The organism is Pseudomonas lini, assembly GCF_030812475.1.
GTDB classification, from domain to species: domain Bacteria; phylum Pseudomonadota; class Gammaproteobacteria; order Pseudomonadales; family Pseudomonadaceae; genus Aquipseudomonas; species Aquipseudomonas lini_A.
The window spans coordinates 80,403-97,523 of record NZ_JAUSSR010000017.1; the positions used below are offsets into that span (position 1 = coordinate 80,403).

At 60.4% G+C, this 17,121-nt stretch carries 16 protein-coding genes and 1 pseudogene; 5 read left to right on the forward strand and 12 right to left on the reverse strand.

What is annotated here, in order from left to right:
• Positions 1–45 precede the first annotated feature (45 nt).
• The 6 genes from J2W17_RS27050 to J2W17_RS27075 all read right to left on the reverse strand — a co-directional run bounded on the left by J2W17_RS27050 (position 46) and on the right by J2W17_RS27075 (position 4,361).
• Positions 46–900 (reverse strand): alpha/beta hydrolase, encoded by an 855-nt coding sequence (locus J2W17_RS27050; protein WP_307342004.1) that lies wholly within the window; start codon positions 898–900, stop codon positions 46–48.
• Positions 897–1,703: an alpha/beta fold hydrolase gene (locus J2W17_RS27055; protein WP_307342007.1), complete on the reverse strand. Its 807-nt coding sequence runs from the start codon at positions 1,701–1,703 to the stop codon at positions 897–899. The genes J2W17_RS27050 and J2W17_RS27055 overlap by 4 nt, the downstream gene beginning before the upstream one ends.
• Before the next feature lie 171 nt (positions 1,704–1,874).
• Complete coding sequence (locus J2W17_RS27060; protein WP_307342010.1) at positions 1,875–2,318, reverse strand: hotdog fold thioesterase; 444 nt, start codon at positions 2,316–2,318, stop codon at positions 1,875–1,877.
• A gap of 186 nt (positions 2,319–2,504) precedes the next feature.
• Positions 2,505–2,960, reverse strand: a complete 456-nt coding sequence (gene sixA / locus J2W17_RS27065; protein WP_307342013.1) for a phosphohistidine phosphatase SixA — start codon at positions 2,958–2,960, stop codon at positions 2,505–2,507.
• Positions 2,957–3,304 carry a DUF4389 domain-containing protein gene (locus J2W17_RS27070; protein WP_307342015.1) on the reverse strand — a complete coding sequence of 116 codons (348 nt, stop codon included), beginning with the start codon at positions 3,302–3,304 and terminating at the stop codon, positions 2,957–2,959. Before J2W17_RS27070 ends, sixA begins: the two co-directional genes overlap by 4 nt.
• 31 nt (positions 3,305–3,335) lie before the next feature.
• Entirely contained in the window at positions 3,336–4,361 is a 1,026-nt protein-coding gene (locus J2W17_RS27075) for an NAD(P)H-dependent glycerol-3-phosphate dehydrogenase (RefSeq protein ID WP_307342017.1), read from the reverse strand.
• A 196-nt stretch (positions 4,362–4,557) separates the two neighbouring features.
• Here J2W17_RS27075 and J2W17_RS27080 point away from each other — a divergent pair, with 196 nt between their 5' ends.
• The 5 genes from J2W17_RS27080 (at position 4,558) to J2W17_RS27100 (ending at position 9,962) form a co-directional block, all read left to right on the forward strand.
• The gene (locus tag J2W17_RS27080; RefSeq protein ID WP_307342020.1) at positions 4,558–5,481 is read left to right on the forward strand and encodes an ABC transporter substrate-binding protein; all 924 of its coding nucleotides are present in this window, start codon (positions 4,558–4,560) and stop codon (positions 5,479–5,481) included.
• Positions 5,478–7,379 (forward strand): ATP-binding protein, encoded by a 1,902-nt coding sequence (locus J2W17_RS27085; protein WP_307342023.1) that lies wholly within the window; start codon positions 5,478–5,480, stop codon positions 7,377–7,379. Before J2W17_RS27080 ends, J2W17_RS27085 begins: the two co-directional genes overlap by 4 nt.
• Positions 7,380–7,626: 247 nt before the next feature.
• Positions 7,627–8,142, forward strand: coding sequence for a 3-hydroxyacyl-[acyl-carrier-protein] dehydratase FabA (gene fabA / locus J2W17_RS27090; protein WP_003179264.1), 516 nt, complete (start codon positions 7,627–7,629; stop codon positions 8,140–8,142).
• An 11-nt stretch (positions 8,143–8,153) separates the two neighbouring features.
• The gene (gene fabB / locus J2W17_RS27095; RefSeq protein ID WP_307342026.1) at positions 8,154–9,374 is read left to right on the forward strand and encodes a beta-ketoacyl-ACP synthase I; all 1,221 of its coding nucleotides are present in this window, start codon (positions 8,154–8,156) and stop codon (positions 9,372–9,374) included.
• A gap of 399 nt (positions 9,375–9,773) precedes the next feature.
• Positions 9,774–9,962 carry a hypothetical protein gene (locus J2W17_RS27100; protein ID WP_307342029.1) on the forward strand — a complete coding sequence of 63 codons (189 nt, stop codon included), beginning with the start codon at positions 9,774–9,776 and terminating at the stop codon, positions 9,960–9,962.
• Positions 9,963–10,132: 170 nt separating this feature from the next.
• Here the strand turns inward: J2W17_RS27100 and J2W17_RS27105 are convergent, their stop codons facing one another.
• From J2W17_RS27105 to J2W17_RS27130, 6 genes and pseudogenes are all read right to left on the reverse strand, one after another.
• Positions 10,133–10,675: a DUF2058 domain-containing protein gene (locus J2W17_RS27105; protein ID WP_307342032.1), complete on the reverse strand. Its 543-nt coding sequence runs from the start codon at positions 10,673–10,675 to the stop codon at positions 10,133–10,135.
• A gap of 28 nt (positions 10,676–10,703) precedes the next feature.
• Positions 10,704–11,537 carry a nucleoside triphosphate pyrophosphohydrolase gene (gene mazG, locus J2W17_RS27110; protein WP_307342035.1) on the reverse strand — a complete coding sequence of 278 codons (834 nt, stop codon included), beginning with the start codon at positions 11,535–11,537 and terminating at the stop codon, positions 10,704–10,706.
• A gap of 135 nt (positions 11,538–11,672) precedes the next feature.
• The gene (gene relA / locus J2W17_RS27115) at positions 11,673–13,916 is read right to left on the reverse strand and encodes a GTP diphosphokinase (protein ID WP_307342038.1); all 2,244 of its coding nucleotides are present in this window, start codon (positions 13,914–13,916) and stop codon (positions 11,673–11,675) included.
• Positions 13,917–14,039: 123 nt separating this feature from the next.
• Positions 14,040–15,392, reverse strand: coding sequence for a 23S rRNA (uracil(1939)-C(5))-methyltransferase RlmD (gene rlmD, locus J2W17_RS27120; RefSeq protein ID WP_307342041.1), 1,353 nt, complete (start codon positions 15,390–15,392; stop codon positions 14,040–14,042).
• Positions 15,392–16,294, reverse strand: coding sequence for a cysteine synthase CysM (gene cysM, locus J2W17_RS27125; protein ID WP_307342044.1), 903 nt, complete (start codon positions 16,292–16,294; stop codon positions 15,392–15,394). The genes rlmD and cysM overlap by 1 nt, the downstream gene beginning before the upstream one ends.
• 200 nt (positions 16,295–16,494) lie before the next feature.
• Positions 16,495–16,934 (reverse strand): annotated as a pseudogene (locus J2W17_RS27130) (DUF1016 N-terminal domain-containing protein); the annotation flags it as partial.
• Positions 16,935–17,121 lie beyond the last annotated feature (187 nt).

Consider the following 17,121-nt stretch of genomic DNA (forward strand, 5'->3'; position numbering starts at 1 on the left):
TCTCCCATTTCAACCCGCCCAGCCTCGACAGTTGCCCGGCGCAAGTCAAGGAACGGCGAAGAACCGATTGAAACAGTCTGCTACAAGGTCGGCGCCGGTTGCGTCGTTCAGGTGCAAATGATGGCCGCCAGGCAGCTGTTCACGGCTAAAGGGTAGACGGTCCAGCAGCTCGGAATGTCTGGCGAGCATGCCGTCGGCGGCGACCACCAGTTTTGCAGGACAGCCGACCCGCTGGACGAAGGCCATCGCTTGTTCGGTGGTCAGACGCAGGGGCGATGGCAATGTCAGACGGTTATCGGTGCGCCAGGTGTAACCACCCGGTACCGGCATCAGCCCCCGTTGCGCCAACAGCTCGGCGGCTTCGCGACTGACCGCCACCATCCCTTTCATGCGCGCTTCGATGGCGCGATCGAGGGTGTTGTAGACCGGTTTGCGTTTCTCCCGCAGATCCAGCTGGGCTTGCAGGGCCATGCCCATGCGCTCGGCGGCATTTTCGCCTTTGTCCGTAGGAGGGATGATGCCGTCGATCAAGGCCAGATGGGTCACCCGCTCCGGCAATGATCCGGCCAGCACCAGGGAAACAATCGCGCCCATCGAGTGCCCCAGTAACCCGAAGCGTTTCCAGCCCAGTTGTTCGGCCACTTGCAGCACGTCATGGACGTAATCCCAGAGTGCGTAACCGGCGCCCGGGGGGCGATGTCCGGAGTGACCGTGACCGGCCATGTCCAAGGCGACGATGCGCAGCCCCTTGAGCTTCGGTGCCAGCCGGGCAAAGCTGTTGGCGTTGTCCAGCCAGCCGTGCAAGGCAATCACCGGCATCCCGTCCTGCGGTCCGAACAGATGCGCCGCCAATTCAATATGCGGCAGGCTCAGGCGTACTTCTTCGACGACCGGACTCATGCACAATCCTGCTGGCGGCGACCTTCCCAGCGACTGAACAGATTCTTCAGCAGCATGGCCGTATCCTGGGGCCGCTCGAGAGGAAACATGTGACCGCCGGGCATCGTCAGTGACTCGCCCAGGGGCATGCGCCCGACGGAACTGGCGTGATGACGCATGACCACCCGACTCTTGTGCCCACGAACAACCGCCAACGGCACTTTCAGCTGCCACGCCCGGCCAGGGCTGGTGTGGGGCACGCCGCGATAGATGCTGATCTCCGTGGCCGGGTCGAAGCGCAGCCGCAGCTTGTCGCCAACCTTGTGCAAACCGTGTTGCAGATAAGCATCGAAGCATTCCGGGTCGAAACTTCGGAACAAGGTCTTTCCGGCGAAATACGCTCGCGCAGCCTCGAGATCGGCGAACTCTTCGCGACGGCCGAGGGTACGGCCCGCCGGCGTCAGGCGATCGATGAAACCGAAGCGCTTGGCGGCGCGGATGACCCATTGATCGGCACGGGTCAGCACGGGTGAATCGAGCATGACCACCCCGCGATACAGCTCGGGGCAACGCAGGGCCGCATGCAAATGCAACACTCCGCCGAAGGAATGTCCGACACCCCACACCGGCTCTGGTTGCTGCTGGAGGTGATGAATCAACTCGTCGACCAGGTTGTGCCAATTGTCGTCCGCCGGGAAACGCGGATCGTGGGCATGCTGCTCCAGATGCGTCACCCGATACTCGGGCGCCAGCGCCGCAAACAATTTGCCGTAGGTGCCCGAAGGAAAACCATTGGCGTGGGCGAAGAATATCTGTTGCGACATACAGGCAAATCCATGAGCGAGACCAGGCGATGATTGTCCGTAAGACGAGGTCCTACAGCAATGACCGAAACTGTCAGCAATGGTGGTAGGAAATGTCGCCAATATCAAAAGACCGCAAGGGTGCGCGATGTAGGAACTGCCACAGGCTGCGTTCTTTTGATCTTTCACCATTCAACGCGCTGGCGGATTCTCACCCAATGGCACCACTGCCATGGTCAATCGTGAGATGCAACTGGACTTGCCCTCATCGCTGGTCAGCCGGATGTCCCAGACATGGGTCGTACGTCCAATGTGAATCGCCCTGGCTACCGCTGTCACTCGCCCCGTGCGCAAGCCACGCAAATGATTGGCGTTGATCTCCAGGCCCACGCAATAAAACCTGCTGGTATCGATGCACAGGTAACTGGCCATGGAACCGACGGTTTCGGCCAGTACCACCGAGGCGCCGCCGTGCAGCAGGCCGTAAGGCTGGTGGGTGCGGTGGTCGACGACCATGCTGGCGGTCAGGGACGCTTCATCGAAGTCTTCGAAGCGGATATCCAGCACTTCGCCGATGGTATTTTTCTGGAGTGCGTTCAACTGCTCGATGTTGGGAGTGGTACGCCACAAACTCATGCTGACATCCTTTGCTGGTTTTTATTCATCACCGATCCTGCCACAGCACCGTCTCGCTGCGCTTGCAGCACCGCCAACCCTATCCTGTGGGAGCGTGGCTTGCCCGCGATGGCATCAACGCGGTTTACCATGACGCCGCGGTGGCTGCATCGCGGGCAAGCCTCGCTCCCCCAGGGGCAGGGTCATTCATCCAGGGTGTTTGATGCCGTTGAGCTTCATCGCGCCAGCCAGCGGTCCTTCGCCTTCAAGCTCGGCAAGGCCGGCGGTAGGGACCCTCTCCGGGTCCTGCACATGGCCATTCTGAAGGTAGCCCAAAAGGTTGCCCACCAGCGGGTTGTGACTGACCAGCAGCGCATGATCGACGGACACCAATTGCTCCGCCACCGTTTGCGGGCGGTAGTCGGGTGTCAGCCATTCGACGGTGCGGATTTCAGGTAGAAAGCCCAGCGCTTCACGGACCAGCATGGCGGTTTCCTGCGCTCGCAGGAAAGGACTGGCATAAATGGCGGTGAGCGGCTGGCCGATCAATTCGGCGGCAGTGCGCAATACCTCTTCACGTCCCTTGACGGTCAAGGCCCGCTCGGAGTCCGGACGCGTACCGTGTGGCTCGGCTTCACCATGACGCAATACCCAGAGTTTCATAATTTCGGTTCCTCATCTCGAACCGGATGCGGTGCGGGCGCCACAACGTGTGGCGCTTCACCTTCCGGCGTACGCGGCGTCGGCCAGTCCGCGAACGGCCAAGGCTTCTGGTCGCTGTGAAAAGTGCCGAAACGACCGATCTGCGCCAGGAACTGGCTCAGGCTGTCGCCGAAGTTCATCAGGCTGGCGCTCGGGGCGCCATAGATCAAACGATAGATCAGTTGGACCAGCACCACCGCGCCGAGGATGAATTGCGCCACTTGCCACACCAGCAAAAAGACGATCATCCACAACACGCGCAGCAGGATGGATTCGTACCTGGCTTCCGATTTCGGATCGTTCATGTCTTGCTCCCTGCCCTTGTCAATTGAGTGCTCAGTTGAAACCACTGGTGGAAATAAAGTCGACGTCGGTTTTCGGCTCGGCACGCATCAGTAGACCGATCACCTGCTCCAGCGTGCGCCCTTCGAACAGGATGGCATGAAGTCCGGCGACCAGCGGCATATACACGCCAACTTCCTGGGCCTTGGCCTTGAGCACTTTCAGAGTGTTGACGCCTTCGGCCACCTCGCCCAGACGGGTCACCGCATCTTCCAGGCTCAACCCCTGGCCCAGAGCGAACCCGACCTGGTAGTTGCGGCTTTTCGGCGAGGAACAGGTGACGATCAAATCACCCACGCCCGCCAGCCCGAGGAACGTCATGGGGTTTGCGCCCTGATTCACCGCGAAGCGGGTCATTTCCGCCAGCGCCCGGGTAATCAACATGCTCTTGGTGTTTTCCCCCATGCCCAGCGCCACCGCCATGCCGGCGATGATCGCGTAGACGTTTTTCAGCGCCCCGCCCAACTCCACGCCGAAGCGGTCGGCGCTGGCGTAGACACGAAAGGTGCGCCCGTGCAGCGCGGCCTGGACCTGTTGGCAAAGGTCTTCGTCTTCGCTGGCGACCACCGTGGCGGTCAAGGCGTGTTCGGCGATTTCACGGGCCAGGTTCGGCCCCGACAATACACCGATGCGCGCTTGCGGGGCGATCTCCTCGAGGATTTCGCTCATCAGCTTGAAGGTGTGAGCCTCTATGCCTTTGGTCAGGCTCACCAGCAATTTGCCGCGCAAACGTTCGGCATGGGGTGCCAGCACCGAGCGCAACGCGCTGGACGGCAGCGCCACGAAACTCAGGTCGCAGGCTTCCAGGGTGGCTTGCAGGTCGGTGACCGCTTCCACGGCTGGCAGAATCTTGATGCCTTTGAGGTAGCGCGGGTTTTCGCGGTTGACCCGAATGGCCTCGGCCTGCTCGGGGTCACGCATCCACAGCCGCACCTGATGCCCGTTCTCGGCCAGCAAATTAGCCACGGCGGTACCAAAACTTCCGCCTCCCAGGACCGCAATCGGGCGCTGTTCAGTCATATGCAATCCGTTAATCCATAGCAGTGGCGATGTCGGCATTATACGGAGCCGTCCAGTGGCGGCCAGTCCCTGGCTCAATTACCGGCACTTGTCTGAAGAAGACCAATAAATCCACGGAAAATGCCGCCATCGTGACTGGAAAAGTCGAGCGGCTCGGTTAACATGCGCGCCAACTGTTCGCTATCAAGGACGTGTCGTGTCGCCTGGCTCTCCATCACCCCTTGGCCACCTGCTGGCCGGACTATGCCTGGCACTCAGTGGTTTACTGTGCAGCCTGCCGAGCCGGGCCGCCGATATTCTGTTGACCGCCGCCCATGATAGCCCGGCGGTGCAATCCTTCACCCAGGCCCTGGGCGGGTTGCGACCTGCGGACAATGTGCGCTTCCAGGCACTGCCCAGGCTGCCGGCACCGGGCAAACTGCCTGCCGGCACCCGTTTGATCCTGCTTGACCTGCCGAGTCTCGACTGGCGCCTGCAAGAGGCCCAAGGCCCGGCGACACTGGTATTGCGCATCAGCCGCCTGCAAGCGCGCCAACGCCTGGGTGCCACCTTGCCCGCCCGCTTGAGCCTGCTGTGGAGCGACCCGCCGCTGGATCGGCAATTGCGCCTGACCGGTATTCTTCTACCCCAGGCCCGACGCATCGGCGTGCTCTACGACAGTCAGAGTGAGTTTCTCTTGGAGGAGCTGCGCCAGGCAGCCTCGCCGCTCGGCCTTGAAATCGTCACCAAGCGCTGGGACAACACCAGTGACAGCCGCCCGCTGCAGTCTTTGTTGAACAACAGCGACATGCTGCTGGGACTCGACGATCCCGATGTGTTCAACGCCAAAACCGCGAAAAACCTGTTGCTCAGCAGCTACGCACGACAGCTGGCGCTGATCGGCCCCAATGCCGGGTTCGTCAAGGCCGGGAGCCTGGCCAGCACCTACAGCGACCAGGGCGACTGGCTGTCGACGCTTGACACGCTGCTCGACCAGCCACCGGCCGACTGGCCACGCGCGCACTACCCGCAACGCTTCCAGGTCTTGTGTAATCCGCAAGTGGCTCGTTCATTAGGTATTGAACAGATAGATGAAGCCTCTGTCGCAGCGCAATTGGCCGCAGGAGAAAGCCCCCCATGACTTTCCATCGTCGCTGGGACATCAGCACCCGCACGCAAATCATCAGCCTCGGCCCTGCTCTGTTGCTGACGTTGCTGTTGATCAGTTTCTTCACCTTCGTGCGAATCCAGGACCTGCGCCAGGAGCTCAACCACACCGGTCAGTTGATTGCCAACCAGCTGGCGCCGGCCACTGAATACGGGGTGATTTCAGGCAACAACGAGGTGCTCGACAGTTTGCTCAAGGCCACGCTGGCCACGCCCAATGTGCGCTTCCTGGAAGTTCAGGACAGCGCCAACCGGATTCTGGTGTACGTCGAACAACCGTCCGAAACCCACACCCGGTCGCATCAGGTCGAAGTCTTCCAGGCCCCGGTGCGACTGCAACGCATTGCGCTGCACAACGACTTTTTCCAGGGCAGCAAAGCCCTTGGCACCTTGTCCACCGAGGATTATCTGGGCCGGGTCATTGTCGGCCTGTCCAACGATGCCTTCAGCCAGCGCCAACAGGAAATCCTGTTCAAGGCCGGGATTCTGGCATTGTTCGCCCTGCTGTTTACTTTTCTGATCGCCCGACGCCTGGCGGGTAGCCTGTCGCAGCCGCTGCGCGACATTGGCAATGCGGTCAAGGCGATCCAGGACGGCGACTACAAAACCCCGCTGCCCATCGTCGACGACACTGAACTCGGGGCACTGTCGCAACACATCAACAACCTCGCCAGCGGACTCGAACAAGCCAGCCGCGAACAGCACCAGGCGATGGCCCAGTTGATCCAGACCCGCGAAGAGGCGGAAAAGGCCAACAACGCCAAATCCGACTTTCTCGCGATGATGAGCCATGAACTGCGCACCCCGATGAATGGCGTAATGGGCATGTTGCAACTGCTGGAAACCACCGAGCTGACCGAGGAACAGCTCGAATATGCGGCACTGGCGTCGGAGTCCACCGAACACCTGCTCAAGGTCATCAACGATATTCTCGACTTCTCGCGCATCGAGCGCTCGGAGTTGGAGCTGGAGCACATTCCGTTCAACCTCGCGGACCTGATCGGCAGTTGCGCCCAGGCGTTCTCGCACAGCGCGGCGCAACGCGGGCTGGAGCTGGCACTGCTGACGCCCGAGAACATGCGCGTGCTGCAGGTTCAGGGCGACCCTACGCGGATCCGACAGATCCTGGTCAACCTGGTCGGTAACGCCCTGAAGTTCACCGAGCGCGGTCGCGTCACCATCGAGCCGCAATGGCAATCGCTGGATCACGAACTGCTCTGGTTTACCTGTACGGTGCGGGACAGCGGGATCGGTATTTCCAACGAAATCCTGGAATCGATGTTCAATGCCTTTCAGCAGGCCGACAGTTCCATTTCAAGGCGCTATGGCGGCACCGGGCTGGGCCTTCCCATCGCCCGCACTTTGGCCGAGCGCATGGGCGGCACCTTGCGTGCCCAGAGCGAAGAAGGGCGCGGCTCGGTGTTCACGCTGGAAATCCCGCTAGCGCTTTATAAACAGACGCTGCCGATACTGACCCCACGGACGTCAGCCGGCACGGGTGATGGCGGCGGGCGCAACGTGCTGCTGGTCGAGGACAATCCGGTCAATCAGACCGTTATCGAGGCAATGTTGCGCAGCCTGGGCTTTACTGTCAGCGTCGCGACGGATGGCGCGCAAGCGGTGCGCTGTGCCGAGAGTCTGATTTTCGAAGCGATCCTGATGGATTGCCGATTGCCGATCATCGATGGCTACGAGGCGACCCGACAGATTCGCCAATTGCCCGGCTGTGCGGGCTTGCCCATCATCGCCCTGACCGCCAATGCCTTGCAGGGTGACCGGGAAGCCTGTTTATCAGCGGGAATGAACGATTACCTGGCCAAGCCCTTCAAACGTACCGATTTGCAGCAGATTCTGCAGCGATGGGTGCGGTAGTGCAGGCCTTTCGGCTATCTGCGACTGGCGTGAAAGGCGAAAGTGCGGCAGTCTTAGGCACCCGAACGGGCCCGAAAAGGGGCTTGAATAAAAATTTCAGTGCACAAGTGTACATTCGTGTCCTTGGTGCTGTGACTTTCACCACAACGCAATAGTCTATGAGTAGGCTGCCGACTCGAGGCATGAACGCTTCGACCGGCCGGGAAGATTTGCCCCACCTGCCGCACGGGACTATTGAGGAGCTCGCATGACCAAACAAAACGCCTTTACCCGGGAAGACCTGCTGCGCTGCAGTCGCGGTGAGCTGTTCGGCCCAGGTAACGCGCAACTGCCCGCCCCGAACATGCTGATGGTCGATCGCATCACCCTGATCAGCGAAGAAGGCGGCAAGTACGGCAAAGGTGAATTGGTCGCCGAGCTGGATATCACTCCGGATCTGTGGTTTTTCGCCTGTCACTTTGAAGGCGACCCGGTGATGCCAGGCTGCCTGGGCCTCGACGCCATGTGGCAATTGGTCGGTTTCTTCCTTGGCTGGCAAGGTCTGCCGGGCCGCGGCCGCGCCCTGGGTTCGGGCGAAGTGAAGTTCTTTGGTCAGGTTCTGCCGACCGCGAAGAAAGTGACCTATAACATTCATATCAAGCGCGTCCTCAAAGGCAAGCTGAACCTGGCCATTGCCGATGGTTCGGTGACTGTCGACGGTCGCGAGATCTATACCGCCGAAGGCCTCCGGGTCGGCGTTTTCACCTCCACTGACAACTTCTAAGGGTTATCCGCATGCGCCGCGTCGTTATCACTGGTCTGGGCATCGTTTCGTGCCTGGGCAATGACAAAGAGACCGTCTCCGCTAACCTGCGTGCAAGCCGCCCTGGCATCCGGTTCAACCCGGAATATGCCGAAATGGGTCTGCGTAGCCAGGTTTCCGGCTCCATTGACCTTCCCCTCGAAGAGCTGATCGATCGCAAGATCTTTCGCTTCGTCGGCCACGCGGCGGCTTACGCCTACCTGGCCATGAAAGACGCCATCGCCGATTCCGGTCTGAGCGATGAACAAGTCTCCAACCCGCGTACCGGCCTGATTGCCGGTTCCGGCGGTGCTTCCACGCTGAACCAGATGGAAGCGCTGGACATCCTGCGCGAGAAAGGCGTGAAGCGCGTCGGCCCATACCGCGTGACGCGGACCATGAGCAGCACCGTTTCCGCTTGCCTGGCCACGCCGTTCAAGATCAAGGGCCTGAACTATTCCATCGCGTCTGCCTGTGCCACCAGTGCTCACTGCATCGGTACCGCCATGGAACAGATCCAGATGGGCAAGCAGGACATCGTGTTCGCTGGCGGCGGTGAAGAAGAACACTGGAGCCAATCGTTCCTGTTCGACGCCATGGGCGCCCTGTCCAGCCAGTACAACGAAACCCCGGAAAAAGCGTCCCGTGCCTACGACGCCAAGCGTGACGGTTTCGTCATCGCCGGCGGTGGCGGCATGGTCGTGGTCGAGGAGCTGGAACACGCTCTGGCCCGCGGCGCGAAGATCTACGCCGAAATCGTTGGCTACGGTGCGACCTCCGACGGCTACGACATGGTCGCCCCAAGCGGCGAAGGCGCCATCCGCTGCATGCAGATGGCCATGTCCACCGTTGACGCTCCGATCGACTACCTGAACACCCACGGCACCTCGACTCCGGTCGGCGACGTCATGGAAATGAAAGGTGTGCGTGAAGTGTTCGGCGACAAGGCTCCAGCCATCAGCTCCACCAAGAGCCTGTCGGGTCACTCCCTGGGCGCCGCCGGCGTTCACGAAGCGATCTACTGCATGTTGATGATGGAAGGCAACTTCATGGCAGGTTCGGCCAACATCGACGAACTGGACCCGGAAGTGGCAGACATGCCGATCCTGACCAAGACTCGCGAAGACGCCACCATCGACACCGTGATGAGCAACAGCTTCGGTTTCGGTGGCACCAATGCCACGCTGGTACTGAAGCGCTGGTCGGGTAAGTAATACCCCACCGCTGCGCCGCACACAAAAACGCCCCGACTGGTTCGGGGCGTTTTTTTGTCTGAAAAATGGGCAACACCGCAGTCCTTGTGGGAGCGGGCTTGCTCGCGAAGGCGGCATCACAGTCGATAATCATGTTGGATGTGATGCCCTCTTCGCGAGCAAGCCCGCTCCCACAAGGACTGTGTGTGGCCCTTGGTTATCAGGGTCGCCAACATGAAGCTTTTGTCATGAAACTTAATGCCCTGCGACCGAATGCCGCGTGTTTGGCGGGCTGCAGGACTTTTGCAAATCTGACAAAAATACCTTGCCGATTTATGTCGTTTACTTAGCAAGCTACCAAAATATATAACAAAGGCCTGCACACGCCTTGCTGCAGATAACAGAGATTGGAGCTAGCAGATGACTGTAAAAGTAACTGAACGCGACGATTCACATAAATCCCATGAAGGCATAGCCGCCGGTATCCGGATCTGGGATGTACATCAACAAGACATGCTGGTGGGGATGTTTCATTCCGAGACCGACGCCCACAGCTACAAGGCCGAACTGGAAAAACAGGAGCAGCAGCGCGAACTGCTTTCCGCCTAGGCGCGGAGCATAAGCAACTGTAGGAGCAAGCCTGCTCGCGATGGTCGTTAACGATAACGCGTACTTACTGGTTAAACGCGGCGATCTCGAGTCCATCGCGAGCAAGCTTGCTCCTACAGAACGGCATTACCTCATCAGCGGGGTTTACCGTTGTTGCAGCCTTTAACGGCTTACCACATCAGATCATCCGGGATCTGATAGGCCGCGTACGGATCGTCCTCGGCAACGACTTCTTCGGTATGAACGTTCAACTGCACGATACGCTGCGGATCGCGCTCCTGAATCTTCAGGGCCGCCTCTCGCGGGATCACTTCGTAGCCGCCGGCATGGTGCACGATCGCCAGCGAACCGTTGCTGAGCTTGTTGCGCATCAGCGTGTTGACGCAAAGGCGCTTGACCTTCTTGTCGTCGACGAAGTTGTAGTAATCCTCGGTGGTCAGCTTCGGCAGGCGCGAGACCTCGATCAATTGCTTGACCTGGGCGGCGCGGGCTTTTGCTTCGGCCTTTTCCTGCTGCTGACGGTTCAGCTCCTGGTCGCGCTTGACCTTCTCGGCCATGGCTTCCTGGGCGGCCCGCTGCTGCGAATCATCCAGTTCGATCTGGCCTTTGTGGGCCAGGCGTTGCTGCTTCTGTTTATCTTTGCCGACCTGCTTGGCCTGCTTCTGGTTGACCAGCCCTGCTTTAAGCAACTGGTCGCGAAGGGAAATGCTCATGGTGCTTATTTCTCACTTAGGCAACTGCTCAACCGCAGCTGGGCATATTCTTTTCCAGACGTTTGGCTTCGCCCCACAAGGCGTCCAACTCTTCGAGGGTGCAATCTTCCATGGGACGGTGGGTGTCGCGCAATGCCTGTTCGATAAATCGGAAGCGCCTTTCGAACTTGCTGTTGGCACCGCGCAAGGCAGTTTCCGGGTCGACCTTGAGATGACGCGCCAGATTGACCACGGAAAACAGCAGATCCCCGACCTCATCGGCAACCGCTACCGGGTCATTGTCGGCCATGGCTTCAAGCACTTCATCCAGCTCTTCGCGCACTTTGTCGAGCACCGGCAAGGCGTCAGGCCAGTCGAAACCGACCTGCCCTGCACGCTTTTGCAATTTCGCCGAGCGGGACAATGCCGGCAATGCTGCGGGTACGTCGTCGAGCAAGGACAGTTGTTCCGGTGCCGAGGATTTCTCCGCCCGTTCTTCAGCCTTGATCTCTTCCCAGCGCTGCTTGACCTGTTCTTCACTCAGGCGCGGAACATCCAGCGGCGCGTACAGATCGCCGGTGGGAAACACGTGAGGATGGCGGCGGATCAACTTGCGGGTGATGCTGTCGACCACACCCGCGAATTCGAAGCGCCCTTCTTCCCGGGCCAGCTGGCTGTAATAAACCACCTGGAACAGCAAATCCCCCAACTCGCCCTGCAAGTGATCGAAATCACCGCGCTCGATGGCGTCGGCGACTTCATAAGCTTCTTCGAGGGTGTGCGGGACGATGGTGGCGTAGGTTTGCCTGATGTCCCACGGGCAGCCGAACTGCGGGTCGCGCAGGCGGTTCATCAGGTGCAGCAAGTCTTCAAGTGAATACATCAATCAGTCTCTTTCCGCTCACTGTAGGAGCGAGCTTGCTCGCGATGGACGTTAACGATGACGCGTGTTGCCTGGATGAACGCGTCGCCTTCTGGTTCTTCGCGAGCAAGCTCGCTCCTACAGGTACCGGCTGAATCACGGCGTGCGGTTACGCCGGGTCTCGATGATGTTCGGCAACTGGGAAATCCGTCCCAGTAACCGCCCCAGTGCATCCAGCCCCGGAATCTCGATGGTCAGGGACATCAACGCAGTGTTGTCTTCCTTGTTCGAACGGGTGTTGACCGCCAGCACGTTGATCCGCTCGTTGAGCAGCACCTGCGAAACGTCACGCAGTAGCCCGGACCGGTCGTAGGCGCGGATGATGATGTCCACCGGGTAGGTGAGCACCGGCACCGGGCCCCAGCTGACCTGGATGATCCGCTCCGGCTCGCGCCCGGCCAATTGCAATACCGAGGCGCAGTCCTGACGGTGAATGCTCACACCGCGGCCCACGGTGATGTAACCGACGATCGCATCCCCCGGCAGCGGCTGGCAGCAGCCGGCCATCTGCGTCATCAGGTTGCCGACGCCCTGGATCTGGATATCGCCGCGCTTGCCCGGTTTGTAGCCGGTGGCCTTGCGCGGGATGAGTTCGAGCTGTTCGTTGCCGCGCTCCGGCTCCACCAGCTGCTGGGCCAGGTTGACCAGTTGCGCCAGGCGCAAATCCCCCGCCCCCAACGCGGCGTACATGTCCTCGGCCGTCTTCATGTTGGCCTTGTCGGCCAGCTTGTCGAAGTCCACCGCGGGCAGGCCCAGGCGGCTGAGCTCACGCTCGAGCAAGGTCTTGCCGGCTGCGACGTTCTGATCCCGCGCCTGCAATTTGAACCAGTGAACGATCTTCGCCCGAGCCCGCGAGGTGGTGATGTAGCCCAGGTTCGGGTTCAGCCAGTCGCGACTCGGCGTGCCGTGCTTGCTGGTGATGATCTCGACCTGTTCACCGGTTTGCAGGCTGTAGTTGAGTGGCACGATCCGTCCGTTGATCTTCGCGCCGCGACAGTTGTGACCGATCTCGGTGTGCACCCGGTAGGCGAAGTCCAGTGGCGTCGCGCCCTTCGGCAAATCGATGGCGTGACCGTCCGGGGTGAAGATGTAGACCCGGTCCGGTTCGATATCGACCCGCAGCTGGTCTGCCAGGCCGCCAATGTCGCCCAGTTCTTCATGCCACTCGAGGACCTGGCGCAGCCAGGAGATTTTCTCTTCGTAGTGGTTGGAGCCGGACTTGACGTCGGTGCCCTTGTAGCGCCAATGGGCGCAAACGCCCAGTTCCGCCTCTTCGTGCATCGCGTGGGTGCGGATCTGCACTTCCAGCACCTTGCCCTCGGGCCCGATCACCGCGGTGTGCAGCGAGCGGTAGCCGTTCTCCTTGGGGTTGGCGATGTAGTCGTCGAATTCCTTCGGGATGTGCCGCCACAATGTGTGGACGATGCCGAGCGCGGTGTAGCAGTCGCGCATTTCCGGCACCAGGACACGAACGGCGCGCACGTCGTAGATCTGGCTGAATTCCAGACCCTTGCGCTGCATTTTGCGCCAGATCGAATAGATGTGCTTGGCCCGGCCGCTGATATCGGCATCGACCCCGGTGGCCTGCAATTCGACTTTCAGCTGGTTCATCACATCGGCGATGAAGCGCTCGCGATCCAGGCGCCGCTCGTGGAGCAGCTTGGCAATCTGCTTGTACTGATCGGGCTCGAGGTAACGGAAGGACAAGTCCTCCAGCTCCCACTTGATGTGACCGATGCCGAGACGGTGAGCCAGGGGCGCATAGATGTCGAAGACTTCACGGGCCACACGGTTGCGTTTCTCGTCGTCGGCGGTTTTCACCGCACGGATCGCGCAGGTGCGCTCGGCGAGCTTGATCAGCGCGACGCGAACGTCGTCGACCATGGCCACCAGCATCTTGCGCAGGTTTTCCACCTGGCCCTGGGTCCCCAGCACCAGGGATTGACGGGGGCTGAGGCTGGCGCTGATGGCCGCCATGCGCAACACACCGTCGATGAGTTTGGCGACCACCGGACCGAAGCGCTGGCTGACCGCCGGCAGTTCGATCTGGCCTTCGCGCACGCCGCGGTACAAGACCGCGGCAACCAACGAATCCTGATCGAGTTTGAGGTCGGCGAGGATCTCGGCGATCTCAAGGCCCGTGCGGAAACTCGAGGTCCCTTCGGACCAGAGATTCTTCGCCGCATTGGCCTGTTGTTCAGAGGCGCGAGCGAACTCGCACGCTTCCTTCAAGGCTTCGCGATCCAGTGCCAGATCGACACTGACCGCATGATCGAGCCAAGCCTCGAGATTGATACTGCCGTCGGTGTTGATCGGCTGGTGTGCTCTCACCTGTACCATCTTGCTTACCTTCCCTACGACGCAGATTCAATGCGTCAAAATCGCTGACCTTCGCTGCCCATGAGCCCACGTCGGGCTGGTGCGCGGCTGCACGGGCGGGTCAGTCGGACCAGACGAGCCTTCCTAGCTCGCTTCAAATAACGCCATGGCCTCGACATGTGCCGTTTGAGGAAACATATCGAGAATCCCGGCACGTTTTAACCGGTAGCCCTGCTTGATCAATTCGACCGTGTCACGCGCCAGGGTTGCAGGGTTGCATGACACATACACCAACCGTTCGGCGCCCAACGACTTGAGCTTGCGCACGACCTCGAAAGCGCCGTCACGGGGTGGGTCCAAGAGTACCGCACAAAAGCCTTCGCGCGCCCATTCGGCATCGTTCAAAGGCTGGGATAAATCGGCCTGAAAAAACTTCGTATTATGCAGATTGTTGCTAGCGGCGTTAGCGGCTGCCCGCTCGACCATTGCCTGCACACCTTCGACCGCCACCACTTCGCGAACGGCCCTGGCCAGCGGCAAGGCAAAATTGCCCAGGCCGCAGAACAGATCGAGCACCCGCTCATCGGCCTTTGGCTGCAGCCATTCCAGCGCCTGGACGACCATCGCTTCGTTGACCCCGGCGTTGACCTGAATGAAATCTCCGGGCCGGTACGCCAGGTTCAAATCCCAGGTTTCCAAACGATAGCCCAGGGACTGACCGGGCTCGACCGGATGCGGTTCGCCGTCACCGTGCAACCACAATTGAGCTTCATGGAAGGCGCAGAAATCCTTGAGGATCGTCAGGTCGGCGTCGGACAGCGGCGCCATGTGCCGCAACAGGACGGCCAGGGACGAGCCGCTGAACAATTCCACATGACCCAACGCCTGAGGCTTGCTCAAGCGCCGGAGCATGTCCGGCAAGCGGGTCATGATTGGCTGCAATGGCTGTACCAGCACCGGGCATTCGTTGATTGCAACGATGTCCTGACTGCCCGCCGCGCGAAAACCGACTTCGAGTTTTTTCGCCTTCATGTCCCAGCGCACCGCCACTCGGGCGCGACGGCGGTAACCGAATTCCGGACCGCTCAACGGCGCTGCCCACTCTTGGGGTTCGACACCGGCGACCTTCGATAATTGCTCGGCGAGCATGCGTTGTTTCAGGGCGAGTTGTTCATCGTGCGGCAGATGTTGCACGCTGCAACCGCCGCAGCGACCGGCATGGGGGCACGGTGCCGGGCGACGCAATTCGCTGGCCTGGAACACGCGCTCGGTGCGCGCCTCGACCACTTTGCCGTGGGCGCCCAGCACCCGCGCTTCGACTTCTTCACCGGCCAATGCACCGAGGACGAACCAGGTGCGACCTTCGAAAAACGCGATGCCGCGGCCGTCGTTGGCCAGGCGCTCGATACTCAGGCGCTGCTTTTTGCCGGTCGGGATTTGCGGGGCCTTGCTGCCGCCGGTGGGCTGGAAGCGCAGGCCTCTCTCTTGCCTGGCCATCAGTGGGGCGCGTCGAAAATGCCGGTCGACAGGTATCGGTCGCCACGGTCGCAGATGATCGCGACGATCACCGCGTTTTCAACTTCTTTGGACAGGCGCAGCATCGCCGCCACCGCACCGCCCGAGGACACGCCACAGAAGATGCCTTCTTCGCGGGCCAGACGACGGGTCACGTCTTCGGCCTCGCTTTGCGCCATGTCGACGATCCGGTCCACGCGATCGGCCTGGTAGATCTTCGGCAGGTATTCCTGCGGCCAGCGACGAATACCTGGAATCGCCGAACCTTCCATCGGTTGCAGACCAATGATCTGCACGTTGTCGTTCTGCTCTTTCAAGTAGCGCGAAACGCCCATGATGGTGCCAGTGGTGCCCATCGAACTGACAAAATGCGTGATGGTGCCTTCGGTCTGACGCCAGATTTCCGGACCGGTGGTGGTGTAGTGCGCCTCGGGGTTGTCGCCGTTGGCGAACTGATCCAGTACTTTGCCGCGGCCTTCTGCTTCCATGCGCTGGGCGAGGTCGCGCGCGCCTTCCATGCCTTCTTCCTGGGTGACCAGGATCAGTTCGGCACCATAGGCGGTCATCGCCGCCTTGCGCTCGGCGCTGGAATTGTCCGGCATGATCAGGATCATCTTGTAGCCCTTGATCGCGGCGGCCATGGCCAGGGCGATCCCGGTATTGCCCGAGGTCGCCTCGATCAGCGTATCGCCGACATGGATCTGCCCGCGCAATTCGGCGCGGGTGATCATCGACAACGCCGGACGGTCCTTGACCGAACCCGCCGGGTTATTCCCTTCAAGCTTGAGCAAAAGGGTGTTGCTGGTGGCACCGGGCAGGCGCTGCAAACGGACCAGCGGAGTGTTGCCGACGCAATCGGCGATAGTTGGGTACTGCAAGGTCATGGCGTATTCGCAATCCAAACTGCGGGGGCGACTATCATACCGGCAAACGTTCGCAGGCCATATCACGCAAAGTGCGGTGCTTATGGCTTATGGGAATAAGCGGATTATTCAGTTCCCTCCCCCTGTGCAATATTCAGGGCATAAAACTCATGCAACTTGGCCTGCAACAACTGTTTGTCCGGTAGCTGGACCTGGTATTCCTTGAACTGGCGCTCCAGCTCACGCTTCGACCACTTCTCCTGAACCGCCATACGCACATAGAACTCCCGCTCTTGCGGGCGCTTGCTCTGGCTGAAGATGATCACGTTGTGTGACCAGGATAATTGTCGCACCAGTGGTGCGACTTTCTCTTCAGCATGGTAGGTCTCATAGAACTGGCGCATCCGGAACAAATTCGACCGGGTAAACCACGCAACCCTGGTTGAGTCTGAGCCAGATGCTCGGCCAACTGGCTGACCACCGCATCACCCCACTCGGCCCGTTCCAGCTTGCGACTGATGTAAGCACCGACCTGCCAGTACAGTTCGATCAATCTGGTGTTGACCGCCTGAATGGCCTGCTGCCTGGCACTGCGAATAAGCACAAGCACTTCACTGAAGCGGTCGTCGACTGTGCTGGCGGGAACATCGGGTGCTTTCATGTCCAATCCTTGAAGCCGAGTAAAAGCGAGAGCTTAACCCGTCAAGAAAGCGTCAAGGTGCCGGCAAACCTCTTTAGGAAATGTCGTAAAAAAATTCGCGAACGTTCCGGCAAAAATCAGCACAACAGCGGTTGGCAGGGCCTCTTCGTCGAAACGCCGCCCGGAGCCGGCTCGCTCCCACAAGGAT